18 protein-coding genes, 1 tRNA gene and 1 pseudogene are annotated in these 23077 nt (G+C 59.3%); 7 read left to right on the top strand and 13 right to left on the bottom strand.

Annotation, left to right across the window (positions count from 1 at the left end; all coding sequences use genetic code 11):
• Positions 1-103: 103 nt before the first annotated feature.
• The 3 genes from NLK58_RS13085 to recC all read right to left on the bottom strand — a co-directional run bounded on the left by NLK58_RS13085 (position 104) and on the right by recC (position 5705).
• Entirely contained in the window at positions 104-664 is a 561-nt protein-coding gene (locus NLK58_RS13085) for a DUF4276 family protein (protein WP_117618933.1), read from the bottom strand.
• A complete protein-coding gene (locus tag NLK58_RS13080) occupies positions 661-1851 on the bottom strand; it encodes an AAA family ATPase (protein WP_117618932.1) in 1191 nt (396 codons plus the stop codon). Before NLK58_RS13080 ends, NLK58_RS13085 begins: the two co-directional genes overlap by 4 nt.
• 233 nt (positions 1852-2084) lie before the next feature.
• Positions 2085-5705 (bottom strand): exodeoxyribonuclease V subunit gamma, encoded by a 3621-nt coding sequence (gene recC / locus NLK58_RS13075; RefSeq protein ID WP_341580937.1) that lies wholly within the window; start codon positions 5703-5705, stop codon positions 2085-2087.
• Positions 5706-5869: 164 nt separating this feature from the next.
• Between recC and NLK58_RS13070 the strand changes: the two genes are divergently transcribed.
• The 4 genes from NLK58_RS13070 (at position 5870) to NLK58_RS13055 (ending at position 10472) form a co-directional block, all read left to right on the top strand.
• On the top strand, positions 5870-6073 hold the full coding sequence (locus NLK58_RS13070; RefSeq protein ID WP_117618930.1) for a hypothetical protein: 204 nt from the start codon (positions 5870-5872) through the stop codon (positions 6071-6073).
• Positions 6066-7757 carry a VRR-NUC domain-containing protein gene (locus tag NLK58_RS13065; RefSeq protein ID WP_341580936.1) on the top strand — a complete coding sequence of 564 codons (1692 nt, stop codon included), beginning with the start codon at positions 6066-6068 and terminating at the stop codon, positions 7755-7757. Before NLK58_RS13070 ends, NLK58_RS13065 begins: the two co-directional genes overlap by 8 nt.
• On the top strand, positions 7754-10024 hold the full coding sequence (locus tag NLK58_RS13060) for an ATP-dependent DNA helicase (protein ID WP_341580935.1): 2271 nt from the start codon (positions 7754-7756) through the stop codon (positions 10022-10024). The genes NLK58_RS13065 and NLK58_RS13060 overlap by 4 nt, the downstream gene beginning before the upstream one ends.
• Before the next feature lie 133 nt (positions 10025-10157).
• Complete coding sequence (locus tag NLK58_RS13055; RefSeq protein WP_117618928.1) at positions 10158-10472, top strand: BON domain-containing protein; 315 nt, start codon at positions 10158-10160, stop codon at positions 10470-10472.
• Positions 10473-10524: 52 nt separating this feature from the next.
• On the opposite strand, the gene NLK58_RS13050 is transcribed toward NLK58_RS13055, so the two are convergent.
• Positions 10525-13053 carry a chemotaxis protein CheB gene (locus NLK58_RS13050; RefSeq protein WP_341580934.1) on the bottom strand — a complete coding sequence of 843 codons (2529 nt, stop codon included), beginning with the start codon at positions 13051-13053 and terminating at the stop codon, positions 10525-10527.
• On the bottom strand, positions 13053-13670 hold the full coding sequence (locus tag NLK58_RS13045; RefSeq protein ID WP_341580933.1) for a PAS domain S-box protein: 618 nt from the start codon (positions 13668-13670) through the stop codon (positions 13053-13055). The genes NLK58_RS13050 and NLK58_RS13045 overlap by 1 nt, the downstream gene beginning before the upstream one ends.
• Before the next feature lie 239 nt (positions 13671-13909).
• On the opposite strand from NLK58_RS13045, the gene NLK58_RS13040 reads away from it, so the two are divergent.
• From NLK58_RS13040 to NLK58_RS13030, 3 genes are read left to right on the top strand one after another with little or no spacing between them, the layout of a single operon-like run.
• Positions 13910-14311, top strand: a complete 402-nt coding sequence (locus NLK58_RS13040) for a DUF4398 domain-containing protein (RefSeq protein ID WP_205422196.1) — start codon at positions 13910-13912, stop codon at positions 14309-14311.
• Complete coding sequence (locus NLK58_RS13035; protein WP_117618925.1) at positions 14308-15174, top strand: OmpA family protein; 867 nt, start codon at positions 14308-14310, stop codon at positions 15172-15174. The genes NLK58_RS13040 and NLK58_RS13035 overlap by 4 nt, the downstream gene beginning before the upstream one ends.
• A gap of 4 nt (positions 15175-15178) precedes the next feature.
• A complete protein-coding gene (locus NLK58_RS13030) occupies positions 15179-16549 on the top strand; it encodes a diguanylate cyclase domain-containing protein (protein WP_341580932.1) in 1371 nt (456 codons plus the stop codon).
• Here NLK58_RS13030 and NLK58_RS13025 read toward each other — a convergent pair.
• From NLK58_RS13025 to glyQ, 8 genes and pseudogenes are all read right to left on the bottom strand, one after another.
• Positions 16546-17267: pseudogene (locus NLK58_RS13025) on the bottom strand (Crp/Fnr family transcriptional regulator). The gene NLK58_RS13030 and the pseudogene NLK58_RS13025 overlap by 4 nt on opposite strands.
• Positions 17268-17505: 238 nt before the next feature.
• The gene (locus NLK58_RS13020) at positions 17506-17868 is read right to left on the bottom strand and encodes a VOC family protein (RefSeq protein ID WP_117618922.1); all 363 of its coding nucleotides are present in this window, start codon (positions 17866-17868) and stop codon (positions 17506-17508) included.
• A gap of 172 nt (positions 17869-18040) precedes the next feature.
• Entirely contained in the window at positions 18041-18478 is a 438-nt protein-coding gene (locus NLK58_RS13015; RefSeq protein WP_117618921.1) for a PIN domain-containing protein, read from the bottom strand.
• Positions 18478-18696, bottom strand: coding sequence for an AbrB family transcriptional regulator (locus tag NLK58_RS13010; protein ID WP_117618920.1), 219 nt, complete (start codon positions 18694-18696; stop codon positions 18478-18480). Before NLK58_RS13010 ends, NLK58_RS13015 begins: the two co-directional genes overlap by 1 nt.
• Positions 18697-19236: 540 nt before the next feature.
• Positions 19237-19313: transfer RNA gene (locus NLK58_RS13005), tRNA-Pro, on the bottom strand.
• A gap of 35 nt (positions 19314-19348) precedes the next feature.
• Positions 19349-19906, bottom strand: coding sequence for a D-glycero-beta-D-manno-heptose 1,7-bisphosphate 7-phosphatase (gmhB, locus tag NLK58_RS13000; RefSeq protein ID WP_117618919.1), 558 nt, complete (start codon positions 19904-19906; stop codon positions 19349-19351).
• 25 nt (positions 19907-19931) lie between these two features.
• Complete coding sequence (gene glyS / locus NLK58_RS12995; protein ID WP_341580931.1) at positions 19932-22013, bottom strand: glycine--tRNA ligase subunit beta; 2082 nt, start codon at positions 22011-22013, stop codon at positions 19932-19934.
• A 2-nt stretch (positions 22014-22015) separates the two neighbouring features.
• Positions 22016-23041 carry a glycine--tRNA ligase subunit alpha gene (gene glyQ / locus NLK58_RS12990; RefSeq protein ID WP_117618917.1) on the bottom strand — a complete coding sequence of 342 codons (1026 nt, stop codon included), beginning with the start codon at positions 23039-23041 and terminating at the stop codon, positions 22016-22018.
• Between the last annotated feature and the right edge of the window lie 36 nt (positions 23042-23077).

The raw sequence follows: 23077 nt of genomic DNA, 5'->3' as shown, positions 1-23077 counted from the left end.
AAAGATACGCCATACCAAAGTTCTGCAGCGAGGAAGACGTAGACGCTCAGAGGTAGTTTGTAGATAGTTCGCATGGTGTGGGTTTTACCGCCAGGTTTTAAATTCATGGTTGTACTCCTGCCAACCGTTTGATGCCACCAATCAACTGATTAAAACTTTGGGACTGGTTCTCATCCAGTGACAACACTGGGCCAATGGCACGTGAGCCAGAGAGCTTCTGATAGGTTTTGGCGATACGTTTCAGTTCCTGGGCGGCGTTGTTGAGGCGATCCGGATCACGGTATTTCGCGTTGTTTTGTTGTTTGGCCAGTTTTTGTGGCCCAATCGTAGCGGCTACGGCATTCAAGTCGCCCAGATAAAAGCTTTCCAGCTCATGACAGGCAATGCGAATCAGTGCATCCGGTCGGCCTGCTCTATCACAAATGCCTGCCAGCTTGCCTTTAATCTCGTAGCAATCACCAGAATCCTGGTCTCGCATCACCAAAAAGCGAGCATGGGGGTTCTGCCAGCCACGTAATCGACGTGGAAGGCGTTTTTCCAAGTCCTGCTTGCCTTCAAATACCACATAACGTACGTTAATGCTGTCATCCAGAAGCCTGGGGACCACACCTTCCAGCATGGCTTTGGCGGATGGCTCCTCAAGAAAAAATACCAGTTCGGTCATCGTGGATCAGCCCCCGGGAAAAAGCCTTCTTTCCACAGGTAGCCCATCTGGTCCCCTTCGTTTATAAAGGCCTTCAACTGTGGGTCATCTTCCGCCCGACGAATGTGGGTATAGCCCTGCTCTTTCACCAGCCAGTACACTTCCTCAAGCTTTACCGCGTTCAGGAAATCGGGCGAGTGGCTGGACACAAATACCTGGCCACCCCGCTCAGCATAGGCACGGAATTCTTCAGCCAGCTCCCAGAGTAAGGTGGGGTAAAGCTGATTTTCCGGCTCTTCGATACACAGCAGCGGATGCGGCTCCGGGTCGTACAACAGCACCAGGTAGGCAAACATTTTGATGGTGCCGTCAGAGACGTACTTATCAATAAAGGGGTCTTTGAACGTGTCGTCCTGGAAGTTCAGGATCAGCCGTCCGTCCTGGGTTAATAAGGGTTCGACCTGACTTACACCGGGAACCCGGTGTTTCATTGCGGTGACGATGTTCTGAAAAATTTCCGGGTGACTTTCATAGATGTTGCGAGCCACCAGTTGTAGGTTATCACCGGAAACCGACAGATGTTCGTACTCACCAATGGCCTCTTTGCTACCTCTGGCGAGGTTGATGTGAAAATCCGACACATGCCAGTTCTCAATAAGCTGCCGAAAAGCATTGGCGGCTTTAAAGCGCTCGAACTGCCCTAAGCCTTTGATGGCAAGCGCATCTTTGCCGACATTCTGTTGTTCCCTCTCGAGCTCCTCATCCTGCTTGTCAAAGTCCTCCTCGTTGGTAATGGCATAGCCGGTTCCTTTGGTAAAATCGAGGAAGTGGTAAGGGGAGCCATAACGCCCGCGTTTGTAACGCAGCACTTCACGAAGTACCACTACCTGGCGGTTATCCATACCAACTTCGATAAGGTAGGTTACCAGTCGCTCGACTCCCGCAATATTCATCCGAAATTTGATTTCCAGCTCAATGGATTTGGTATCGTCTACGCCTCGGCTGAGCACCTCACGAAATCCTCCCCTGACCTGGAGAGCCTGTTTTACGTTGAATGTCAGGCAGTCTTTCAGAAAGCCAAAGACATCGAACAAGTTGGACTTCCCGCTTCCGTTGGCACCAACCACAACGCAAAACCGGGGGAGGTTTTTCATCTGGGCTTGGCGAAAGCTTTTGAAGTTTTTGATGCGAAGGCTTTCTATCAACATGGTTTTTCCCTTAAAAATCTAGCCAGGTTTGCTCGACTTTATCGCAGATGTGGTAAGACGCGGTCACACTGGTATGACAGGAGCCATCATTTCGCAGTAGGCGTGGCTTCCCAGGCCCATTGCATCCCAGGCAGCTACCACTGTGCAACCCTGGCACGCTCGAAATCAGGTGGCCAGACTCACTATGCCACGACAAAACCCGAGGAAGTTGCATCGTTTCCAAAAAAGGTCGCTCATTCCAAACTCCCAATCTGGTCCGCGGCCGACTTGCCCTGCTCCGCTTCCCACAGGGGCACATAGAGTTCATGCAACAAAGCTTCGAACTCGCCACTGGCCAGCAATAACTCCGGGCTTTCAAAGGCCCCGCGCAGGTAGCCGGTATCCCGCTCCAGGGCAGTGCTGTAGGCCTGTTCCGCATCGCTGATGGCCCGTTCGTGGTCACCCAGGAATTTCTTACTCTGGTAGAAGCTGTAAATCCAGGCAAAGCCGGCATCGCAGTGAATGGGCAGTGCCCGGGTGGTGGCATCCATCCAGCGGCTGAGGATGGCATCAAAATGGCGCTTGGCAATCTCCGGCGCCAGCGGCGCGAAACGGAATTTCCGACCCTCTTCCTTGCCCAGAATCAGGGTTTCAAACGGCTGGCCACCGAGCTGGCCGGCCAGGTGAATCACCCAGTCCCGCATCAGGTTGGCGTAGCGCACTTTCCTGCTGCCTCCGGAGCCGGTCAGCAGGCCGGAACTGGCCACCACCAGGCGGCACAGCTGGCCCGCAGGGTTGCAGCGCAGGCTGTCAATCAGATCCGCCACGTCCACGGCACCCATCGAGTTTTCGAACCGGTAGTCGAAGGGCAAGGGTTCAGCCACGGCCTCCGGCCATTCTGCGAGAGCGCTCTGGTAACGTTCGAACAGATCCGGCAAACGCCCGGACAGCTCCGAGCGCAGCCGGTGTTCGGTCACCCCCATGCCCAGATCCCCCCGGCGGGCCATGCGATCCAGAGTGTTTTCCAGCCGCTCGTGCAGCTCCTCTTCGGAGCCGGCTTTCAGTAGGCTGTCCTGAATCAGTTCGTTGTCCAGACGCCAGCGGTCCAGGCCATTCAGATCAAAGTTTTCGTTGTCGGTATCGTCGTCTTCGACATCCTCAAACCGCACCTGCAGGCGACGCTGGTAGAAGGTGTCGATGGGCTTTTTCAGGAAGCCGGCCAGATCGTTCAGGCTGATGGGTTCTTCCGGTGTCTGGTACGGCAGGGCAGTGCCAGTCTGTTCGGACGCTTCAACGCCATGGGCGCCGCGCCATTCCCGTTCGTAGGTGAACAGGTTGCGGGCCTGAAGCACCTCGGCCAGGGGTTTCGGCGGGCTGTGTTCACTATCAGCCCCGCTTTCGCCCATGCCATTGGCTTTCGGGAAATAGGCCCGGCTGAAGGGTTGCAGTGGATGCTGGATCGTCAGGGCTCTGGTGACTTTCGCATCGGGGTCGCCGGCCACTGTCCACAGACTGTCGAGATGATCCTGAAGCTGTCCGACCAATACCGACGGCGGCCGTTCGGAATCGTCCCTGATGCTGCGCCCTACCCAACTGATATAAAGCTGTTCCCGTGCTGACAGCACGGCTTCCAGGAACAGGTAGCGGTCGTCCTCCCGTCGGGAGCGGTCCCCCGGGCGGTAATCCTGGGCCATCAGGTCGAAATCCACCGGTGGCCGGGAGCGGGGGTAGTCGCCATCGTTCATGCCCAGCAGGCAGACCTTGCGGAAGGGGATGGCCCGCATGGGCATCAGGGTGGCGAAATTGACCTTGCCGGCCAGGAAGCGCTGGTTCAGGCCGCCCTCGTCCAGGCCTTCGAGCAGCACATCCTTGACGATGTTCAGGGGGAGTTTCCGCTCCTCAAGTCCCGCGGCCAGGGAATCCTCCAGCCATTGTTCCAGCTGCCGGCGGAAACGGTTGAGCAGTAACAGATCGCTGCCTTCGACCTTGTGGAAAAACTGCCCGAGCATGTCCGAAAACAGGGTTTCCCAGTCGCCCGGGCTTCGGCTGGTTTGCAGTGCCTGCCACAGGGTTTCCAACTGGTGCACGAATTCGCTCAGACGCCCGGCCAGGCTGGCCTGCAGGCCGCCGATTTCGCCATAGGGCTCCACGCCGGCCCAGGGTTCGTCCTCGCCCATGCCATAGCCCAGCAGCATGGCCCGCAGGCCGGACTGCCAGGTGTTGCGTTCCAGCTCTGCCGGCAGGTCCAGGCTTTCCCGGTGGCGGCCGTGCAGGCCCCAGCGGATGTTGGCGCCTTCCACCCAGCGCCGGGCCACGGGAATCTCGTCTTCGCGGATGCCAAAGCGGTCGCGGATGCCGGGCACCTCCAGCAGGCTGATGATTTCACTCACGCCGAAACGGCTTCGGGGCAACGACATCAGGGTTTCCAGGGCGATCAGCACCGGTTCGTGGTGGCGCTGGCCCTGGTCGGAAATGGTAAAGGGAATGTGGCGTTTGCGGCCGGGCTGGTAGCGGCCGAAGACCGCCTGAATGTGGGGCGCGTAGACGTTGATATCCGGCACCATCACGATGATATCCCGGGGCCGAAGGTTCGGGTCGGCATTGAAGGCGGCCAGCAGCTGGTCGTGCAGGATCTCCACTTCCCGCTGGGGGCCGTGGGCCGCGTGGAATGCCAGGGAATGGTCGTGGACCAGATCCAGCTGGCGCTGCTGTTCCCGGATTTCCTGCAGCGGGGTGAGGTTGTGGATATCGTTCTGCAATTGGTACAGCAGGCAGGAGGCTTCGCCGGCGCCATGTTCCGAGAAGATGTCGATCTTCTGGTCCGGGGTCTGGAAGCTGCTGCGGTAGTCGTCCGGGTTGTCGAACTCGTCCAGCAGCCGGATGTAGTCCCGGCCCTGCTTGCCCCAGGCGGCCAGCAACGGGTTGGCGTGCTGGTGCAGCTGGTCCGGATCGGCAATCTGTGACAGCACCGGGTGGGCCACACCCCGTTTGCGTTCGGCTTTCAACAGTTCCCGATCGCTGATGATATCGGCCCAGTAGAACTGGCAGGGGTTGTGGACGCAAAGCACCACCTGGCTGAAGCGGCTGAGTACGTATAAGGCTTCCAGGGCCTGCCGGGGCAGTGACGACACCCCGAATACCACAATGCGCCTGGGCAACCGGGCCGGATTGGCCGGGCTGTTGACCTGTTGGCCCTGTTCCATAAAGCGGGTGTGGATTTGGGAGCGGCTGGTGTCGGCGGCTTCGCCAACGTCTTCCACCAGTTTGCGCCAAAGCAACGGTTGCCAGCGGGTCTCCGTGTCCAGGGCTTTTTCCTGGCCCCGGGCGGTGATGATCGCATCCTTGCCCTGCTCCCAGGCCGCCAGCCAGTCAGCGCGAAAGACCTGGTACTGGTCGAACAGGTCGGCCACTTTCTCGGCCAACTGAAAATTACGCAGATCCGGATCCGTGCCTTCCAGAAACCGTGCCAACGGGGTGAAGGCGTCGTCCTGCCCCACCAGTTCCGGCAGCAACCGGTACAGCCGCCAAACCAGCCGGCGCTTGTCGAAGGGGGACTGCTCCGGTACTTCCCCGTCCGGCAGAACGGCCCGGTAGGCCTGCCAGATAAAACGGGCCGGGAACAGGAAGTCCATGCCGGCGGCAATGCCCAGACCACCCTCTGCACCATCGTCCGTCCGCTTCTCCGCCAGCGCCAGCTTCAGCCACTGGGCAATGCCGTTACTCTGCACCAGGAAGGTTTCGCTCTGCAGCGGCGGCATGGGGCTCTGCCGGCAGATGTACACCACCGCCCGGCGCAGGTCTTCCAGATGGTTGGCGTGGATGGCGTGAAAGCCGGGTTCGATGGTGGTGGGTTTATCGGTGGACGGAGCAGCCATGGGTTTCCTTGTCTGGTGAGCAGTTCAATCCTGATGCCACAGGTTACCGTATGTGACCACAGATTCAGACAGTCTGAAACGCCTGATCGCTGCAGTCATGATCCACAACCGCATCGATATCATAAAGGGAGCACTCCCGGGGCAGCCAGCCCGGGGCATTGTGAATGATGGCCCTGAGGCGGCCGGTTTTCGTCTTGAGGGTTTCAACAAAGGCATCGATACCTTACATTCGTGGCAAAATCCGCATGGGTGTAACCGGCACCGGCTTTGTGCAGGGCGTCGACCGCCGGCCGGTAGGTGCGACAGGTGACGATGACGGGCTGGCCCTCTTCAAGACAGGCTATGGCAGCACGGAGACCGATGGATAACAGACCGGGCACGGCGGATCTCGACAATCCGCTGTATTACCTTGAAAACATGGAAACCGTGATCGGCTGGGTGCTGAGCCATCATGCTGATTTGCTGATCAGGGAGGAGCGGGATCGACTGAGCGCATTCCGGGAGCTTTCAGTGCCTGCCCGGGCACTGCTGACCCGGATGGTCATGCGTACGGGCGAGCTGTTTCGTGCCGATAAACTGCGTTACCCGGAGCTCGGCGTACCGGAATCCGTGGCCCTGGAAGAACTGGTTACTGGCAACTGGGTGGATACCGGCCCCGTGCTCACCATCGATCAACTGTTTCGCCTCTACACGCTGGGTGAGTTACGCCCGGTGTTTGCAGCGGTGCTGCAGGAAGCGGGATGGCCGAAAATACTGCCGAAGGGGCACATGCTGGAGGCTTTGCGGCAATCCTTTCCCGATGCACGCCCGCTGGCGGACTGGCTGGGGACAGCGGTAAATCCTGTTGTCTGCATTAACCACATGGCGCTGTTTGACCGGGTCCGATTGATGTTCTTCGGCAATCTCCGCCAAAGCTGGTCCGATTTCGTTCTGGTGGAGCTGGGCCATCAGCGCTATGAACCGGTGACCTTCACCCCGGATTCCCGGGCTTTTCAGCTTCGTTCGGAGGTGGACCTGTATCTGGCCATGCACCAGTGCCGGGAATGGCTGGATGAGGGCGTGCCCGCTCGTGAGGTCTGGCCAGAGGTGCCGGCGCCGTCGGACAACGCCTGGCTGAGCAGTCGTCGGGACCGGTTGTTGCTGGAGCTGGGCCGCCAGGCTGAACGGCAGGGCGACCGGGAACTGGCCTTGCAGGCGTTTGGTGCCGGTGGCCACCGGGAAGCGCGACTGAAACAGCTCCGGCTACTGGAGCGGATGAAACGCCATCGGGAAGCCTGGGGCATCGCCTCCAGGTGGCAGGCACAGCAACTGAGCGATGCCGAGGCCCAGGGCCTGGCCCGTATTCTGAAACGCCTGGCAAGCAGGCTCGACGAGACGCCCCCACCTGCTTCCATGCAGCCGCCAATCCGGGAATTCACCCTGACTCTGCCAAAACCGGCGCTGGGTTCGGTCGAAGTCGCCGTGCAACAACACCTGTGGCGGGACGATACCCCGGTGTTCTATGTGGAGAACACCCTGGTCAACGGTTTGTTCGGGCTGTTGTGCTGGCAGACCATCTTTGAGCCCGTGCCCGGGGCCTTCTTCCATCCGTTTCACGTGGGGCCGGCGGATCTGACCCGGGAGGATTTCGTGGCCCGTCGCCAGGCGTCGTTCGACCGGTGTTTCGCCTGCCTGCAAGATGGCAGTTACCGGGACCGTATCCTGGCAAATTACCGGGCCAGGCAAGGCACCACCAACCCTTTCGTGATCTGGCCGGTGATTACCGACGAAGTGCTGAATCTGGCGCTGGGTTGCATTCCCCCGGCGGATCTCGAACGCCTGTTCCGGCGCCTGTTGCTGAATATCCGGGAGCATCGCAGCGGCTTTCCGGACCTGATCCGGTTTCACCCCGGCAATACCGCGTCTGGTCGGCGCTATGAGATGATCGAAGTGAAAGGCCCGGGCGATCGGCTTCAGGATCACCAGATTCGGTGGCTCGAATTTTTCGCGGGTGAGGGAATTTCCGCGAGCGTGTGCTATGTGCGCTGGCAGGATAACAGGGTGATGGAATGACCGTGAAGGTTGCCATCCGCACCCTCTGCGAGTTTGCTGCCCGCCGGGGTGATCTGGATTTCCGCTATACGCCGGCACCCAGTGCCGAGGAGGGTATTGCCGGTCACCAGGCGATCCAGTCCCGGCGTGGCTATGGTTATAAAAGTGAGTATTTACTGACTGGAGAGTGCCTGGGACTAGAGCTTTCCGGGCGTGCGGATGTTTATAACCCGCACCGTGGGCGGCTGGAAGAGATCAAGACCCACCGGGGCGACCTGTCCCGCATTCGTGATCATCAGCGGGCGCTCCACCGGGCCCAATTGAGGGCCTACGGTGCCCTGCTGTGCCGGCAGGAGAGCTGGAAAAACCTGGAGCTTGCCCTGATCTACTATGACACCGGCAAGGACAAGGAAACGCCGGTGGTGGAAACCGCCAGTGCAGAGGCGCTCTGGCAGGAACTGGAAACCCTGTGCCGCCAATACAAGGCCTGGGCCGGGCAGGAAGAACACCACCGGGTGCAGCGGGATGCCCTGCTGTCCAATCTGACGTTTCCCTTCCCGGCGTTCCGCCCCAGACAGCGCCAGTTGGCGGAGACCGTGTACAAGAACGCGGTGAAGTCCGGCACCCTGCTGCTTGAGGCCCCGACCGGCCTCGGCAAAACCTTGGGCACCCTGTTCCCGGCGTTAATGGCCATGCCGCCGGCGCAGCAGGACCGGCTGCTCTACCTCACCTGCCGCAACACCGCCCGCCAGTTGGCCATGGATGCGGTGGCGCGCCTGCGTTCGGCTCAGGCCGCTCCGGAATGGCCCCTGAGAACCCTGGAACTGGTGTCGAAAGACGACGCCTGCGAGCACCCGGACAAGGCCTGCCATGGCGACTCCTGCCCCCTGGCGAAAGGCTTTTTCGACCGGCTGCCCGATGCCCGGGCCGAAGCGGCTCAGATCGAAGGTACGCTGGATCAGAACACCCTGGCGAAGATCGCGGCCGGTCACGACATCTGCCCCTATTTTCTGGCCCAGGAAATGGCCCGCTGGAGTGATGTGGTCATCGGCGACGTGAACCGGCTGTTCGATCAGTCCGCCCTGCTCCATGGCCTGATCAGGCAGAACAACTGGAAGGCCAGTGTGCTGGTGGATGAAGCCCATAACCTGGTGGACCGGGGCCGGGGCATGTATTCCGTGCGGCTGGAGCAGCAACGATTGCTGACACTAAAAAAGGTGGCACCGAAGCCGTTGAAGTCGGCGATTGACCGCACGGCCCGGGCCTGGCAGAGCCTGATCCGGGATCATCAGGCTGCCCCTGAAAGCCCGCAGTTCCTGGAAACACTGCCGGCCCAGTTACTTGGTGCCCTGCAGGGCCTGGTCTCCAGCCTGACTGATTACCTGGCCGATAACCCCCCGGACCTGGCCTTGCAGGAACTGCTGTTCGAAAGCGTGGCCTTTATGAAACTGGCGGACCGCTTCGGCGACCACTCCCTGTGTGAATTTCAGCGCGCCGGCCGGGGCCGGGCCAGCCTGACCATCCAGAATCTGATACCGGCGGACTTTTTGCGGGACCGGTTTGAGGCGGCGCACTCGGTGCTGCTGTTTTCCGCCACCCTGAGCCCCGGTGTCTACTACCGGGATCTGCTGGGACTTCCCGAGGACTCGCGGTTTACCTCCCTGCCCAGCCCGTTCAGCGCCGATCAGTTGCAGGTGCATTTCACGCCGGGCATCAGCACTCGCCAGGTTCACCGGGACACGTCGTTGAAGCCGGTTGCCGAACTGATCGCCCGCCAGTTCCGGGAGAGACCGGGGCACTATCTGGCGTTTTTCAGCAGCTTCAAATACGCGAAGCAGGTCTGCGAAGCCCTGGCTGAACAAGCGCCGGATGTTCCCCAGCGGAGCCAGCAGCCGGGCATGTCGCCTCAGCAGCGAGCCGCGTTCCTGGCGGGTTTTAAAGAGCCGGAAGGCAGTGTGGCGTTTGCCGTCCTGGGTGGGGTGTTCAGTGAAGGGATTGATCTGCCCGGGGATCAGCTGATCGGTGCCTTCGTGGCCACCCTCGGTCTGCCGCCCTTCGATGTCTGGCATGAAACCCTGAAGGTCCGCCTTGAGCAGCGCTTTGGCACCGGTTACGACTACACCTATCTGATTCCGGGCCTTCAGAAAGTGGCCCAGGCCGCCGGTCGGGTGATTCGCACGCCGGAGGACCGGGGCGTGATCTGGCTGATTGATGACCGGTTCCTACAGCCGTCGATCAATCGGCTTTTGCCACCTTGGTGGTTCCCGAAAAATCATGCTGAAAAGTGACCTCTGTTGGCAATCGAACAGACCGGTTGCGGGAGCAGCGTTAATCTTGAAGTTGCCCGGTTAGCCAACCGCCGGGGCTTGGTTCCCAGTGGACCTACGGTGTCTGGTGTTGGTGGTCAGAGGAGAACACGATATGGAACGGATAATGCGATCGGTCCCGATGCTGGCGATGGCGATGCTTTTGGCCCTGTTTGTCGGATGCGCCTCTACGGAATCCAGTTCGGGTACTGGTGAGTACATCGACGATACGGTGATCACTACTAAGGTCAAGGCGGCGATTTTTAACGAATCAACACTGAAGAGCGCCGAAATCAATGTTGAGACATACAAAGGTGTCGTTCAGCTGTCAGGTTTTGTTAGCTCGCGGGAGGACATTGATACCGCTGTCAGAGTGGCCCGTGGTGTCAAGGGTGTGAAATCGGTCACGAACGGTATGGAACTGAAATAGCCTCTCGCGGGTTAATCAAGGATGCTGTGGAAAGCCTCCGTTTGGTCCCGCGTCAGAGCTTCGGCTTCTGCCGTAATGACGATTCCAGGTTCTTGGTCTCGGTAATATCCACCAGGGTGATGACCACTCCATCAATCATATTATCCAGCCTCCGGTAAGGTATGATCCTGACCGAAAACCAGCGGTCATCGCTGGTGGTTATCTGTTTTTCGGTGGCTACCAGGCTGTCCAGGGTCTTCCGGGTATCTTCCTGCAGTCCGGGGTAACGGAGGCTGGTGGCCAGGTCGCTGAGTGGGCGACCGATGTCGCTTTCCCGCAGGCTGATGATGGTTGAGGCCCGCTCGGTATAGCGCCGCACATTCAGATCCTGATCGAGAAACAGAACCGCAATTTCGATGCTGTTGAGCACATTCTGCATATCGCTCTGGGCGAGGGCGAGATCATCCAGTTTGGTTTGCAGCTCGGTGTTGATGGTCTGCAACTCTTCGTTCATCGACTGCATTTCTTCCTTGGAGGTTGTCAGTTCCTCATTGGCGGACTGCAACTCTTCGTTGGTGGACTGCAGTTCCTCATTGGAGGCCTGCAATTCCTCCCGTGACAGTCGTGCCTGCTCTTTCAGGTGTTCGATTTCCTGCCGATATTGCTGGATCTGCGCGCCGTTGTCCGCATCGCCGGGTTGCGCGGATTTGCGCCGCCGGGCGCCAACCCTGGCAGGCGCATCGCGGAACACCACCATGGTCATGCCTTTCAGGGCATCGGGCTCACGGAGGGCCTGGACGGTCACATCAACCAACTGGATACCGGAGCCGGTCTGGATCAGCAGCCCGGTAAGCTCCACTGGCTCGGATTGGGAAACCGCCTGTTTCACCGCGGCATACAGTGGCTCCCGCAAACCTTCACGGGCCATGGCGTGGATGTTCCAGTTGGCCTTTCCGGCAGCAGGTTCCAGATACTTGCCGGTACGCCCGCTGATGTACACGATATCAGCCCCGGAATTCAGCACGACGGCGGCTGGTGCATAGACCTGCAGCAACACATGATCCGCGGCGGATTGCAGGCTGTTGAAGGCGTCCTGTGGCGGAACCGGCTTGGTCGGCACGGGTTGCTCCTTGGGCAGGGTGGACATGGGAGGAAAGGATTCTAGCAGGAACTCAGAGTGGCGGACGGATTTGTAGGGCTTGCTCCGGTAAAGGCGCAGTTTTGGCTTCAACGGCGCGAACAGATGGTTCAGCCGGCCAACGGTTTCTGAACTGCCCAGCAGTAACAGCGCGTTCGGACGCAGGCTGTAGTGGAACAGGGGCAGTATCCGGCGTTGCAGTTTCAGATCAAAATAAATCAACAGGTTGCGGCAGGCAATCAGATCCAGCTTGGTGAACGGTGGATCCAGGATGACGTCGTGCTGGGCAAACAGGATCTTGTCCCGTATGGATGGCTTTATCTGGTAATAGCTGTCGTGTTTGGTGAAAAAGCGCGCCAACCGGTCCTCAGAGACAGAGTTTTCAATAGTGAGCGGGTACTGCCCCCGCCTTGCCACGGTAATGGCTTCGGGGCTGATGTCGGAAGCGAAAATCTGCACACTGGGCTCCCGCCCCGGCTGGGTGTGTTCCAGCGCTTCCGTGAATGCCATGGCCAGGGAATAGGCCTCTTCACCGGTTGAGCAACCCACCACCCAGGCTCGTAGCGTGTATTCCGGCGGGAGTCCGGCGAGCAACTCCGGCAGACCGGCCTCAATCAGGTAGGTCCAGGTGTCTGGATCCCGGAAGAAATGGGTAACACCGATCAATAATTCCCGGAACAACAGCTGTACTTCCTGAGTGTTGTCGGCCAGGAAGCGCGAGTAGTCAGCCAGATCCGAAATGCCATGGATGGCCATGCGGCGCTCAATACGGCGATTCAGGGTCGTCGGCTTATACAGGGAAAAGTCATGCCGGGTCTGTTCCTGCAACAAGTGGAGAATCCGGTCGAGCTGCGGCAGTGAGGTTTTAGCCTGGTGGTCAGGCTCAGGGCGATGATCCGTTTCGGGAACGCGCCGGACGTAGTCGAGTATGCGAGCTGGCAATTCAGCAGCAGGCGCCACGATATCGCCACAGCCGGCGGCAATCGCGCTTTTGGGCATGGCATCGAACTGGGCCGATTCGGGGGCCTGCACCACGGTCAGCCCCCCTGTGGCCTTGATGGCCTGCAGGCCCAGGGTGCCATCAGAACCCATGCCCGAGAGCACAACGGCTATGGCCTGCTCGTTCTGTGCGCTGGCCAGGGACGAGAACAGTACGTTGATGGGGAGGCGCAATCCGCGGGGTTCCGCTGGCCGATCCAGCTTCACGGTGTTGTTGAGCACACGCAGTTCCCGGTTCGGCGGGATGACGTAAATGGAATCCGCATGAATGGCCATGTTCTGTTCGGCTTCATACACCGGCATTTCAGTGTAGCGTTGCAGGAGTTCCGGTAACAGAGCCTTCTGGGTCGGATCCAGATGCTGCACCACCAGAAACGCCATGTCGGCATCGCAAGGCGTATTGCGGAAGAAGTCCTCCAGGGAGGCCAGGCCGCCAGCGGAGGCGCCGATACCAACGATACGCATCAGGAACTGGCGGAGGTTGTCGTGGCTTCGGTCAGTATCATCAGAATGCTGTCCCCGGCGGCGGCAGACCGGGCGTTGATCGCCAGCTTCCGGTGATCCGGAAGTTCAACCGAACCGTGTCGGGCGGGCCGAATGCTCGTCTCCTGTTCTCCTGAATTCCCGAGGAGTGCCGCTACGGCGTTTTTCTGGCCAGGCGCCAGAAGCGAGGCAAGGGCTTTGCCGGTCAATGTCATGGCCGATTCCCCGAAAAGCACACCTGCCGCCTGATTACCTTCAATAATTTCACCGTCAGTGGCGACAACCAGGTAGGCCGCGGGAGCCAGTTCGAAGAGTGATCGGTAGTGTGTCAACTCTTCAGTGATTTCATATTCGTTGGCCTGTAGTTGCTCATACAGCAGATCAAGCTCCACCTGATAAGTCTGAAGCTCATGAAGCAGTTTTTGGGCTTCGGCAGCGGATTCGGGTGTGCTCGCTCGCTGGTAAAGCAATTGCAGTGCATCCACGCTGAGAGTGCCGCCACGGTGAGGTGGTGGCACCCCGTGATCAATCAGCTCCCTGGCGCTGCGGCGCAGCCGCTCATGACTTTCGGCATTCGGGTATCCGTGCTTGTCGGCCATAGTCCCTCCAAAGAGTCCCTCCAAAATGCGCCTCGCAAAATCGGCGTCTGAGCTGTGCCATTCAATACTACGCCACCCCGAGACAGGCTAATAGCGCGCGTCAGGTGTTTTTTAACAGGGGGGACCTTCTTTGTGCGTTAGCGAACGGAAGGTCTGCCGGCTGAGGGCCTAATGTGGTTGTCAGGAGTGTGTTAGGACTGCTGAGGTTCGGGCGACTCCGTGGCATAAGGAGCCATGTTATGAATACCGACATAATCCGGTGCGCTTTGAGACGCATCGGTCTTTTCACCGCCCTGATGTTCGCCGCATTGACTCTGGCTGCCTGCGCGTCTGCGCTACTGCCACCAACGGAGTCTCTGAACGCGGCCCGGGATGCCATTGCCAGTGCTGAGCAGGCCGAAGCCCGGCAGTACGCCGGGGCCGAACTGGAAGAGGCGAACCGGCACCTGGCGGCGGCCGTTAAAGCGGTTGAGGCAGAACGCATGGCGGAGGCGGATCGTCTGGCCAAACAGGCCCATATCGCTGCTGAATTGGCCATAGCCCGGACACAAGCCGCAAAGGCGGCTGCCATTAATCGTGAAATGGGGCGCAGTGCCGAGGCTCTGGATGAAGAGATGCAGCGTCGGGGAGACAGGCAATGAATATTCCATCGTTTTTGAGACCGGTTCCGGGCGTGAAGACCATTACCGTGGTATTGCTTTCCTCGTTGCTCCTGACGGCCTGCGCCATGTCGCCGACGAGCCCCGATGGCTCAGAGGATGTGCGCGCGAAGCTGACGATGCTGCAACAGAACCCGGACATGATGAACTATGCCCGTGTGGAATTGCGTGACGCGGAAGCCGCGGTCCAACTGGCCGAGCAGCCACTGGGTAACGACGAAGCCGCGCTGGCAGCTCACAGGATTTACATGGCAGACCGGATGGTCGAAATTGCCCGTGCCAAAGGCGAGACCCGGCTGATGGAAGCGGAGCGGGTACGGTTAGGCGAGCAACGCGACGCGGCCAGGCTTTCGGCCCGCACCCGGGAGGCAGACCGGGCGCACGCCGAGGCGGAGAGTGCGCGCAGCTCGCAAGCACAGGCGGCCGCCATGTCAGCCCGCGAAGCCGAGGAGTTGCAACGGCAGATCGACACTCTTGAGGCCGAAGCGACCGAACGGGGGCTGGTCCTGACTCTGGGCGATGTTCTGTTTGCCACTGGCAGCGCTGCCATCCAGGGCGGTACGAACCGGAACCTGGAGAAACTGGTGAATTTCCTCAATCAGTACCCCGATCGCCAGGTGTTGATTGAAGGCCATACCGATAACGTGGGCAGCGCCGCTTTCAACCAGACACTGTCACGTCAACGGGCTGAGTCGGTCCAACGGTTTCTGGTAAATCGTGGCATTAACAGCCGAAGACTCACGGTGTCCGGGTTCGGCTTCGAACGCCCCGTCGCCAGCAACGACACTGCAACAGGTCGTCAGCAGAATCGCCGTGTTGAGGTCATCATTGAGAACAGGGAGTAAGGGCATGTTGCGCTATCGCGACTTCTTCCCGCTGGCGGCGGATACCCAAGCCAGCGCGGGCCTGGGCAGGGGTATTCCGCTGAGCGATGCTTTGCCCCTGGGCATACTGGTGACGGATAGGGATGGCAAATGCCTCTACAGCAATACCGCCTACCAGAAACTCTGTGGCTGGACCGGCGACGAGCTGATCGGATCGCACTGGAGTTCGGTTATCCACCCACAGGATCTCGACAAGACGCTCCGGCACTGGGATAAAGCAGTGCTGGGGCATGAGGCCTTCCTGTGCGAAGCCCGATTGAAGTGTGCTAACGGCCAGGTCATCTGGACCCGTCGTAACGCGGCCTTGCTGACGGATGGCATGCCCGGGCATGGTTACGTACACACGGTCGAGGACATCAGCACCTACAAAGCCCATGAGAGAGCCCGGAGACAGGCCGAGGAGCAGCTGTTTGATGAAAAGGAACGGGCACAGGTGACGCTCGACTCGATTGGGGATGCGGTTTTGAGCACCGATATCGACGGCCGTGTGTCCTATATGAACGTCGTAGCGGAAACGCTCACCGGCTTCGGTCGCCATGAGGCTATTGGACGACCCCTGAGTGAGATTTTTCATGTGGTGGATGCAAACACGCACAAGCCTACTTCCGATCCGGCACGGCGGGCGATACTGTCGGACAGTATTGTTGCCCTGGAGGCGAATGCCCTGCTGGTGGCCAGAAACGGCGTGGAGTTGGCCATTGAAGACTCTGCAGCGCCCATCCACAACCGCCATGGGGTGGTTGTTGGCGCGGTCATCGTATTCCACGACGCCCGCTTTTCCCGGGAAACCACCGCCCGTATGGCATACCTTGCCCAACATGATGAGCTGACGGGGTTGCACAACCGCAACGCCTTTTACGAGCGCTTCGACCAATCTCGGGCACTGGCACGGCGGCATGGCGTCCAGATGGGCCTCCTGTTCATTGACCTTGATAACTTCAAGAGCGTCAACGACGTTCTTGGCCACAACAGTGGTGACATGATTCTGGAGGTACTGGCTGGCAAACTGAAGAGCTGCGTCAGAGCGGCGGATACGGTTTGCCGGTATGGAGGGGATGAGTTTGTGGTGTTGCTGGCCGAAATCGCCCAGCCGGATCACGCCTACGCCGTTGCCGATAAAATACGCGAAGCCGCCGCCGAGCCTATGGTTATTGGTGGCCATGAGGTGTCGCTTCAGCTCAGTATCGGGGTCAGTGTATACCCGGACAACGGAGAGACTGCCGACGAACTCCTGAAACTCGCGGATAGAGCCATGTATCGGCTAAAGACATTGAATCGGCGCCCCGTCGCCGGGAGCCTGATACCCGTTCCGACGAGTCTGCAGCGGCTGCTCTAAGATAGGGTGTTGGCGTAGGTCAGGCGGTCGGTTTCCCGCTTGACCACAACGTAGCATTCACAGCAGAGCGCTTCGAGTCCTGGCCGGTCAATCACGGTAATGTGCCCGCGGTGGTACTCGATAACTCCCAGTTTCTGCAGCTTGCCCGCAGCCTCCGTGACACCCTCGCGGCGAACCCCCAGCATGTTGGCAATGAGTTCCTGGGTCATGGCCAGCCGGTTGTCCGGGAGGCGATCAAGGGACAACAGCAGCCAGCGCACAGTTGCTGATCGATCGAGTGATGGCGATTACACACGGCAGTCTGGGACATCTGGGTGATCAGCGCCTGGGTGTACCTCAGGGCCAGCACCCTTACCTCGGGGCTATTATTGAACTCAGCCTTGAGTTCCGGGGCGGGCAGCCGGTAAGCGAACCCCCGGCTTTGCACAACCGTTCGGCTGGGGGTGCTGTCGCCGCCCATGAATACGGCGATACCGGCCATACCCTCATTGCCAACCACCGAGATCTCAGCGGATGAGCCGTTGATCATGACGTAAAGCAGCGAAATGATGCAATTGGTCGGGAAATAGACGAATTCGATGGGCTGGCCGGATTCGTAAATCACGTCGCCCAGATTCAGCTCAACCAGTTTGAGCTTTGGAAATATCCGCTCTCTGGCACTTTTCGGCAAGGCGGCCAGTAAATGATTTTGCCCGGGGAAGATTGGTGCGTCAGACATAGTCACCTCCCTGGTGGACCTATCGTTGATGGGCACATTCCCCTTATGCGGGTGACCATTGGCGGGGAATGAGCGATCCCTTTAATCACGACACGAAGCTAACACACATCAGGCACTCTGGCTGCAGCAATAACAATATAAATATCGGGGCAGGAAAATTCCAGACCGGCCGCGTTAACCTGAATGCAGAATGAAAGACAATAAAAGTGGCCCTCCCTTTAGGTAAGGCCATTCATCATTAACCGAAGTGGAAAAACGCCAGCTTGTTGCCGTCCGGGTCTTTCACGTAGGCGCCGTAAAACTGGTTGGGAATTCTCTGGCCGGGTTCGCCGTCGCAGGTAGCACCCAGCTCGATGGCCTTGTGGTAATGGGCATCCACTGCCTGTTTTGAGCCCGGCTGAAGGGCCAGCATATTGCCGTTGCCCGGATGGTTCGGCTCACCGTTGAACGGTTTGCACACCGCCAGCATGGGCGAACTCATGTTCTTGCCGATAAAGGCAATGCGGTCCAGATCCAGCAGTACCTTTGCGTCCAGGTGCTCCAGCAGGTCTGTTCGTCGAACTCGATGCCGCCATGGGCGTTCCTTGCATGGCTTGTCCATGCATGCTTTTGTCAGCTTTCCGAACCAGGCCTGGAGGCTAATCCGGCCCGAGTCGTGCCAGCCGAACCAGTTGTAACTCAGAGCCGAAGCCCAGACAAATGCCTTGAAGCCATCGTGACCTTTCCACATCGCTTTCGCAGCCATATATTTGATTCCTTATTCGGTTTCATGCTTACTTGGGCTCTTTAGTCCCATTAATTTCCAGAGCCGCTTTGTCAAAGGTATACAAAGGAAAAACCGACAAAGTTTTATTGATCCCGTATCGCTGGGATTTGTTCACAATCAATGCATCGGCAAAGTCGGCTTGCTTGGTCTTTCCACTGACCTTTATCGGCTTGGCGTTAACAAAATCATCTAGGGCGCACCAGACTGCATGGCCATCTTCCCACACGACATTCGGTTCTTCGATTAGGCTGTGTATTACCTCTATCAGCGCCTCTTTGGAGAGCGCATAACGCTTACCCCGAAGCGTCCAGATAGTTTCAACCAAGACCACATCGGTGATCAGGATTTTCTCATGCCCCATGAACTGCTTACTTGCTTTTGACGACTGCTTCACATCATCTTGCAGCAGGTAGCGGAGTACCACATTTGTATCAACGGCAATCATCAGCGCATGGCACTCGCAAGGGATTCTTCCTCGTTCACCTGGTCATTGACCGGAATCCCTTTAAGCAGGCCCTTGGCGGCCCCTTTGTGCTTAATAACTATGGAAATTACACCCTTTCGACTGACAAAGCTCTCGTACTCATCGCCGGGCTGAATTCCTGCAATTGAGCATTGTTCGACGGGAAGAGTAACTTGTCTTTTTTGGCTGACAACTGGCATACGGGCCTCTTTACTATTGACTATACGTAAAGAATAACATCCCTTTACAAAAGAAGCAAAGTAAAGCGCTTGGGGTGAGTGGTCTGGGCAGGCTGGTTTTGCTGGCGATTTGTGCCATATCGGTCACTGAACTGAGGCAAGTGGAGGGTAGCGTTTCTCCGTCAGTTAACCCGAATGGCATAGACCGCCATTGGGCTAGATCCTACGTGTTTGCGCTCAATAATCTGGAATTTAAAGCCCCGCCACGGGCACATGAGTATTCGATCAGAATCATTTGCTGCTGGGTAGCCCAGTTTGATGTGAGCCTCGTCGCATTCCCATAGATCAGCGTGAAATCCTGCGGGCTATACCGCGAGGCAATGTTGAATTCTCATCACGGTCAATGATCGCCAGGCACCATTCGCACATTGCTGGCCGATTCTCGCAGAGTGCAGACCGCCTGATTTGATCCTTGCGGAGCAAGCCTGCAGCAGAATAACCACGACTGGCTGCGAATGGATAGGCAAGTCTGGGGAAAGATGTCAGTGGAGAGCGGGAAAGTGGTCGGCGTGGCAGGATTCGAACCTGCGACCCCTTCGTCCCGAACGAAGTGCGCTACCAAGCTGCGCCACACGCCGATCAACGGCCGGTATTATACGGATTCGCTTTGGTTTTACCAGCCCTCGGCGGATAAAAGCGCATCCGTGAATTTGCTGAGATTGTCGTAGATGCTGACATGGGCGCCGGGTATCGGCCTGGCGTCCAGGTGGCGTTCAGTGTCCAGTCCATTGCCGGTTCTCACCAGCACCGGTTGGCAACCTGCGGCGTAGCCTGCCTCCAGATCCTTGCGGCTGTCGCCGACCATGATGGCGCCCTCGAGGCTCGTCAGGTGAAAATGCTGGCGGATCTGTTCGAGTAAGCCGGTTCGCGGTTTTCGGCAGTGACACCGGTCGTTGGGGTGATGGGGGCAGTAGGCGATGAAATCGATGCAGCCGCCCTGGGCTTCCACCAGGTGCTCCAGCTTTTCATGCATGGCATCCAGTTCGTCGATGCCGTAGTAACCGCGGGCGATACCGGACTGGTTGGTGGCGATGGCGATGCGGTGGCCGGCATTACAGAGCCGGGCCATCGCTTCTACGCTGCCGGGAATCGGGTGCCATTCATCCGCTGAGCAGATGTAGTTGCCATCGTACTCGTTGATGACCCCGTCCCGGTCCAGGATAATCAGCATCAGCGCCACGCAGTAGGTCAGCGAATTAGCCGGCGGCGGGCAACAACGAAATATCCGCAACGCGCAGGAACAGGTTGCGCAGCCGGTTCAGCAGTGCCAGGCGATTGTTCCGGATGGCTTCGTCGTCGGCCATCACCATCACTTCATCGAAGAAGTTGTCCACCGGCTCCCGCAGGCTGGCCAGGGAGCTCAGGGCGCTGGCGTAGTCGCCGTTCTCGAACAGAGGCAGGACCTTCGCGGCCTGTTGGTCGACCTGTTCGGCCAGGGCTTTCTCGGCACTGTCCTGCAACAGGCTGGCGTCGACGGTTTCACCGATGCTGTCACCGCCCTGCTTGGTCAGGATGTTGGACACCCGCTTGTTGGCGCCCGCCAGGGCCTGGGCTTCCGGCAGCTGGCGGAAGGCTTCGACGGCCTTCACCCGGCGGTCGAAGTCCAGCGGGCGGGTCGGGCGCCGGGCGTGAACGGCCAGGTAAACCTCGGCGCCGATGCCCTGCTCGTCGTAATGGGCCCGGAAGCGCTCCAGCATGTAGTCCACCACGGTGCTGGCGGTATTTTGCTCGGTCAGCACCGTGAAGTTCTCTTGCGCCCACTCGCAGCAGGTCTGCAGATCCAGCGGTAGCTCACGTTCGATGATGATACGCAGTACCCCGAGGGAAGCACGGCGCAGGGCGAACGGGTCCCGGGTACCGGATGGCGGCTGGTGGATGCCGAACAGGCCGACCAGGGAATCCAGGCGGTCGGCGATGGCAATGGCGCAGCCGGTCAGGGTGGTGGGCAGACTGTCACCGGCGAAACGGGGCATGTACTGCTCGTTCAGCGCCTTGGCCACGTCTTCCGGCTCACCATCGTTGGCGGCGTAGTACTGGCCCATGATGCCCTGAAGGTCGGTGAACTCCAGCACCATCTCGGTGACCAGATCGGTCTTCGCCAGCATGGCGGCACGCTCGGCCAGGGCCGGGTCACTGCCGATGGCACCGGCAATTTTCCGGGCCAGGGCCGCGACGCGGACGGACTTGTCGTAGATGCTGCCGAGCTTTTCCTGGAACACGATAGGCTTGAGGGCGTCAACGCGGTCCTCGAGCCTGGTTTTCCGGTCGGTTTCGTAAAAGAAGGCGGCGTCGGACAGGCGGGGCCGGATCACCTTCTCGTTACCGGAAATCACCTGCGCCGGATCCTTGCTCTGAATGTTGGCGACGGTGATGAACAGGGGCAGCATTTCGCCATCGGCAGCCACCACGTGGAAGTACTTCTGGTGCTCCTTCATGGAGGAAATCAGGGCTTCCGCGGGAACCTCCAGGAACCGCTCCTCGAAGCGGCCCATCAGGGGCACCGGCCACTCGTTCAGGGCGGTTACTTCGTCCAGCAGGTCTTCATCAATTACCGCCTTGCCGCCGGCTTCCTTCTCGGCCAGTTCGGTCACGCCGGCGCGGATCTGTTCCCGGCGCCCGGCGAAATCGGCAATCACATAGCCTTCCTGTCTGAGCACCACTTCGTAATCGCCGGGTGTGGGTACAATCAGGGATTTCGGGCAATGGAAGCGGTGGCCACGGGTCTTGTTGCCCGGAGTCAGGCCCATGATGGGCGTATCAATCACCTTGTTGCCGAACAGCATGATGACCCAATGTACCGGGCGCACAAACTCGGTCCGGTGGGCACCCCAGCGCATGCGCTTGGGAATGGGCAGGCCCGCCAGGGACTGCTCCACCAGTTCCGGCATCAGTTCCACGGTGGGCTTGCCCTGTTCCACGGTTCGGTAAACCACCCAGGCACCCTTGTCGGTCTCCAGGGTGTCGAGCTGGTCCGGGGTTACGCCCAGAGAGGTTGCGAAGCCGGTCAGCGCCCGGGTCGGGTTGCCGGCGTCGTCGAAGGCGGCCTTGACCGCCGGGCCGCGTTTCTCAACAGACTTGTCCGGCTGGGCATCGGCCAGCTTCCGGATACGGACCGCCAGACGGCGCGGTGCCGCGAAGGCCTCAATCTTGCCGAATTCGATGCCGGCCTCATCCAGACCCCGGGCAATGCCCTGGGTGAAGGCGTCAGACAGTGGCTTGAGGGCCTTGGGGGGCAGCTCTTCGGTGCCCAGTTCGACCAGAAAATCCTGTGTTGCCATGATTATGCGTTCCCCTGTTCCTGCTGTGCCTTCTTCGCTTTTTTGCCGTTTTGGCTCTTCGCCTTGTCATCGGCGGCCTCGGCGGCGGCCAGCACTTCCTTGCGCAGAGCCTCGGGCGCCAGCGGGAAGCTCAGTGCCCGGCGGCTGTCGAAGTACGCCTGGGCGACTGAACGCGCCAGGGTACGTACCCGCAGGATAAAGCGCTGGCGCTCGGTCACCGAGATGGCGTGGCGGGCGTCCAGCAGGTTGAAGGTGTGGGAGGCTTTCAGAACCTGCTCATAGGCTGGCAGCGCCAGGCCGGCTTCGATCAGGCGGGCACTCTCCCGCTCGTGGACATCGAAGCTGTGGAACAGGAACTCGGTATCGGCGTGTTCAAAGTTGTAGGTGGACATCTCCACTTCCTGCTGGTGGAACACATCACCATAGGTGACCACACCATCAGGGCCTTCGGTCCAGACCAGATCGTAGACACTGTCGACACCCTGCAGGTACATGGCGATCCGCTCTAGCCCGTAGGTGAGCTCGCCGGTCACCGGGAAGCATTCCAGGCCCCCCACTTGCTGGAAGTAGGTAAACTGGGTGACTTCCATGCCGTTAAGCCAGATTTCCCAGCCCAGACCCCAGGCGCCGAGGGTGGGTGATTCCCAGTTGTCTTCCACAAACCGGATGTCGTGCACCAGCGGGTCCAGGCCCAGAGCCTTCAGGGAATCCAGGTACAGCTCCTGAATGTTGTCCGGCGACGGCTTGAGGACCACCTGGAACTGGTAGTAATGCTGCAGACGGTTGGGGTTCTCGCCGTAGCGGCCATCAGTCGGTCGGCGGCTGGGCTGAACGTAGGCGGCATTCCAGGTTTCCGGCCCGATGGCCCGCAGGAAGGTGGCCGGGTGGAAGGTGCCGGCGCCCACTTCCATATCCAGTGGCTGGAGAACCACGCAGCCATGTTGCGCCCAGAAATTCTGCAGAGCCAGGATCAGGCCCTGGAAGGTCCCGATGTCCGGATTTGTCTGTTTCGTTGCCTTGTCTGTCACGACGGTTGCCTGCTGATCAGTCTGTGTGTGGCACCC

This window comes from Marinobacter metalliresistant (genome assembly GCF_038098645.1).
Lineage (GTDB): Bacteria > Pseudomonadota > Gammaproteobacteria > Pseudomonadales > Oleiphilaceae > Marinobacter > Marinobacter metalliresistant.
The sequence above is the reverse complement of the archived record's forward strand: the minus strand, read 5'-3'. Positions and strand labels throughout refer to the sequence as shown.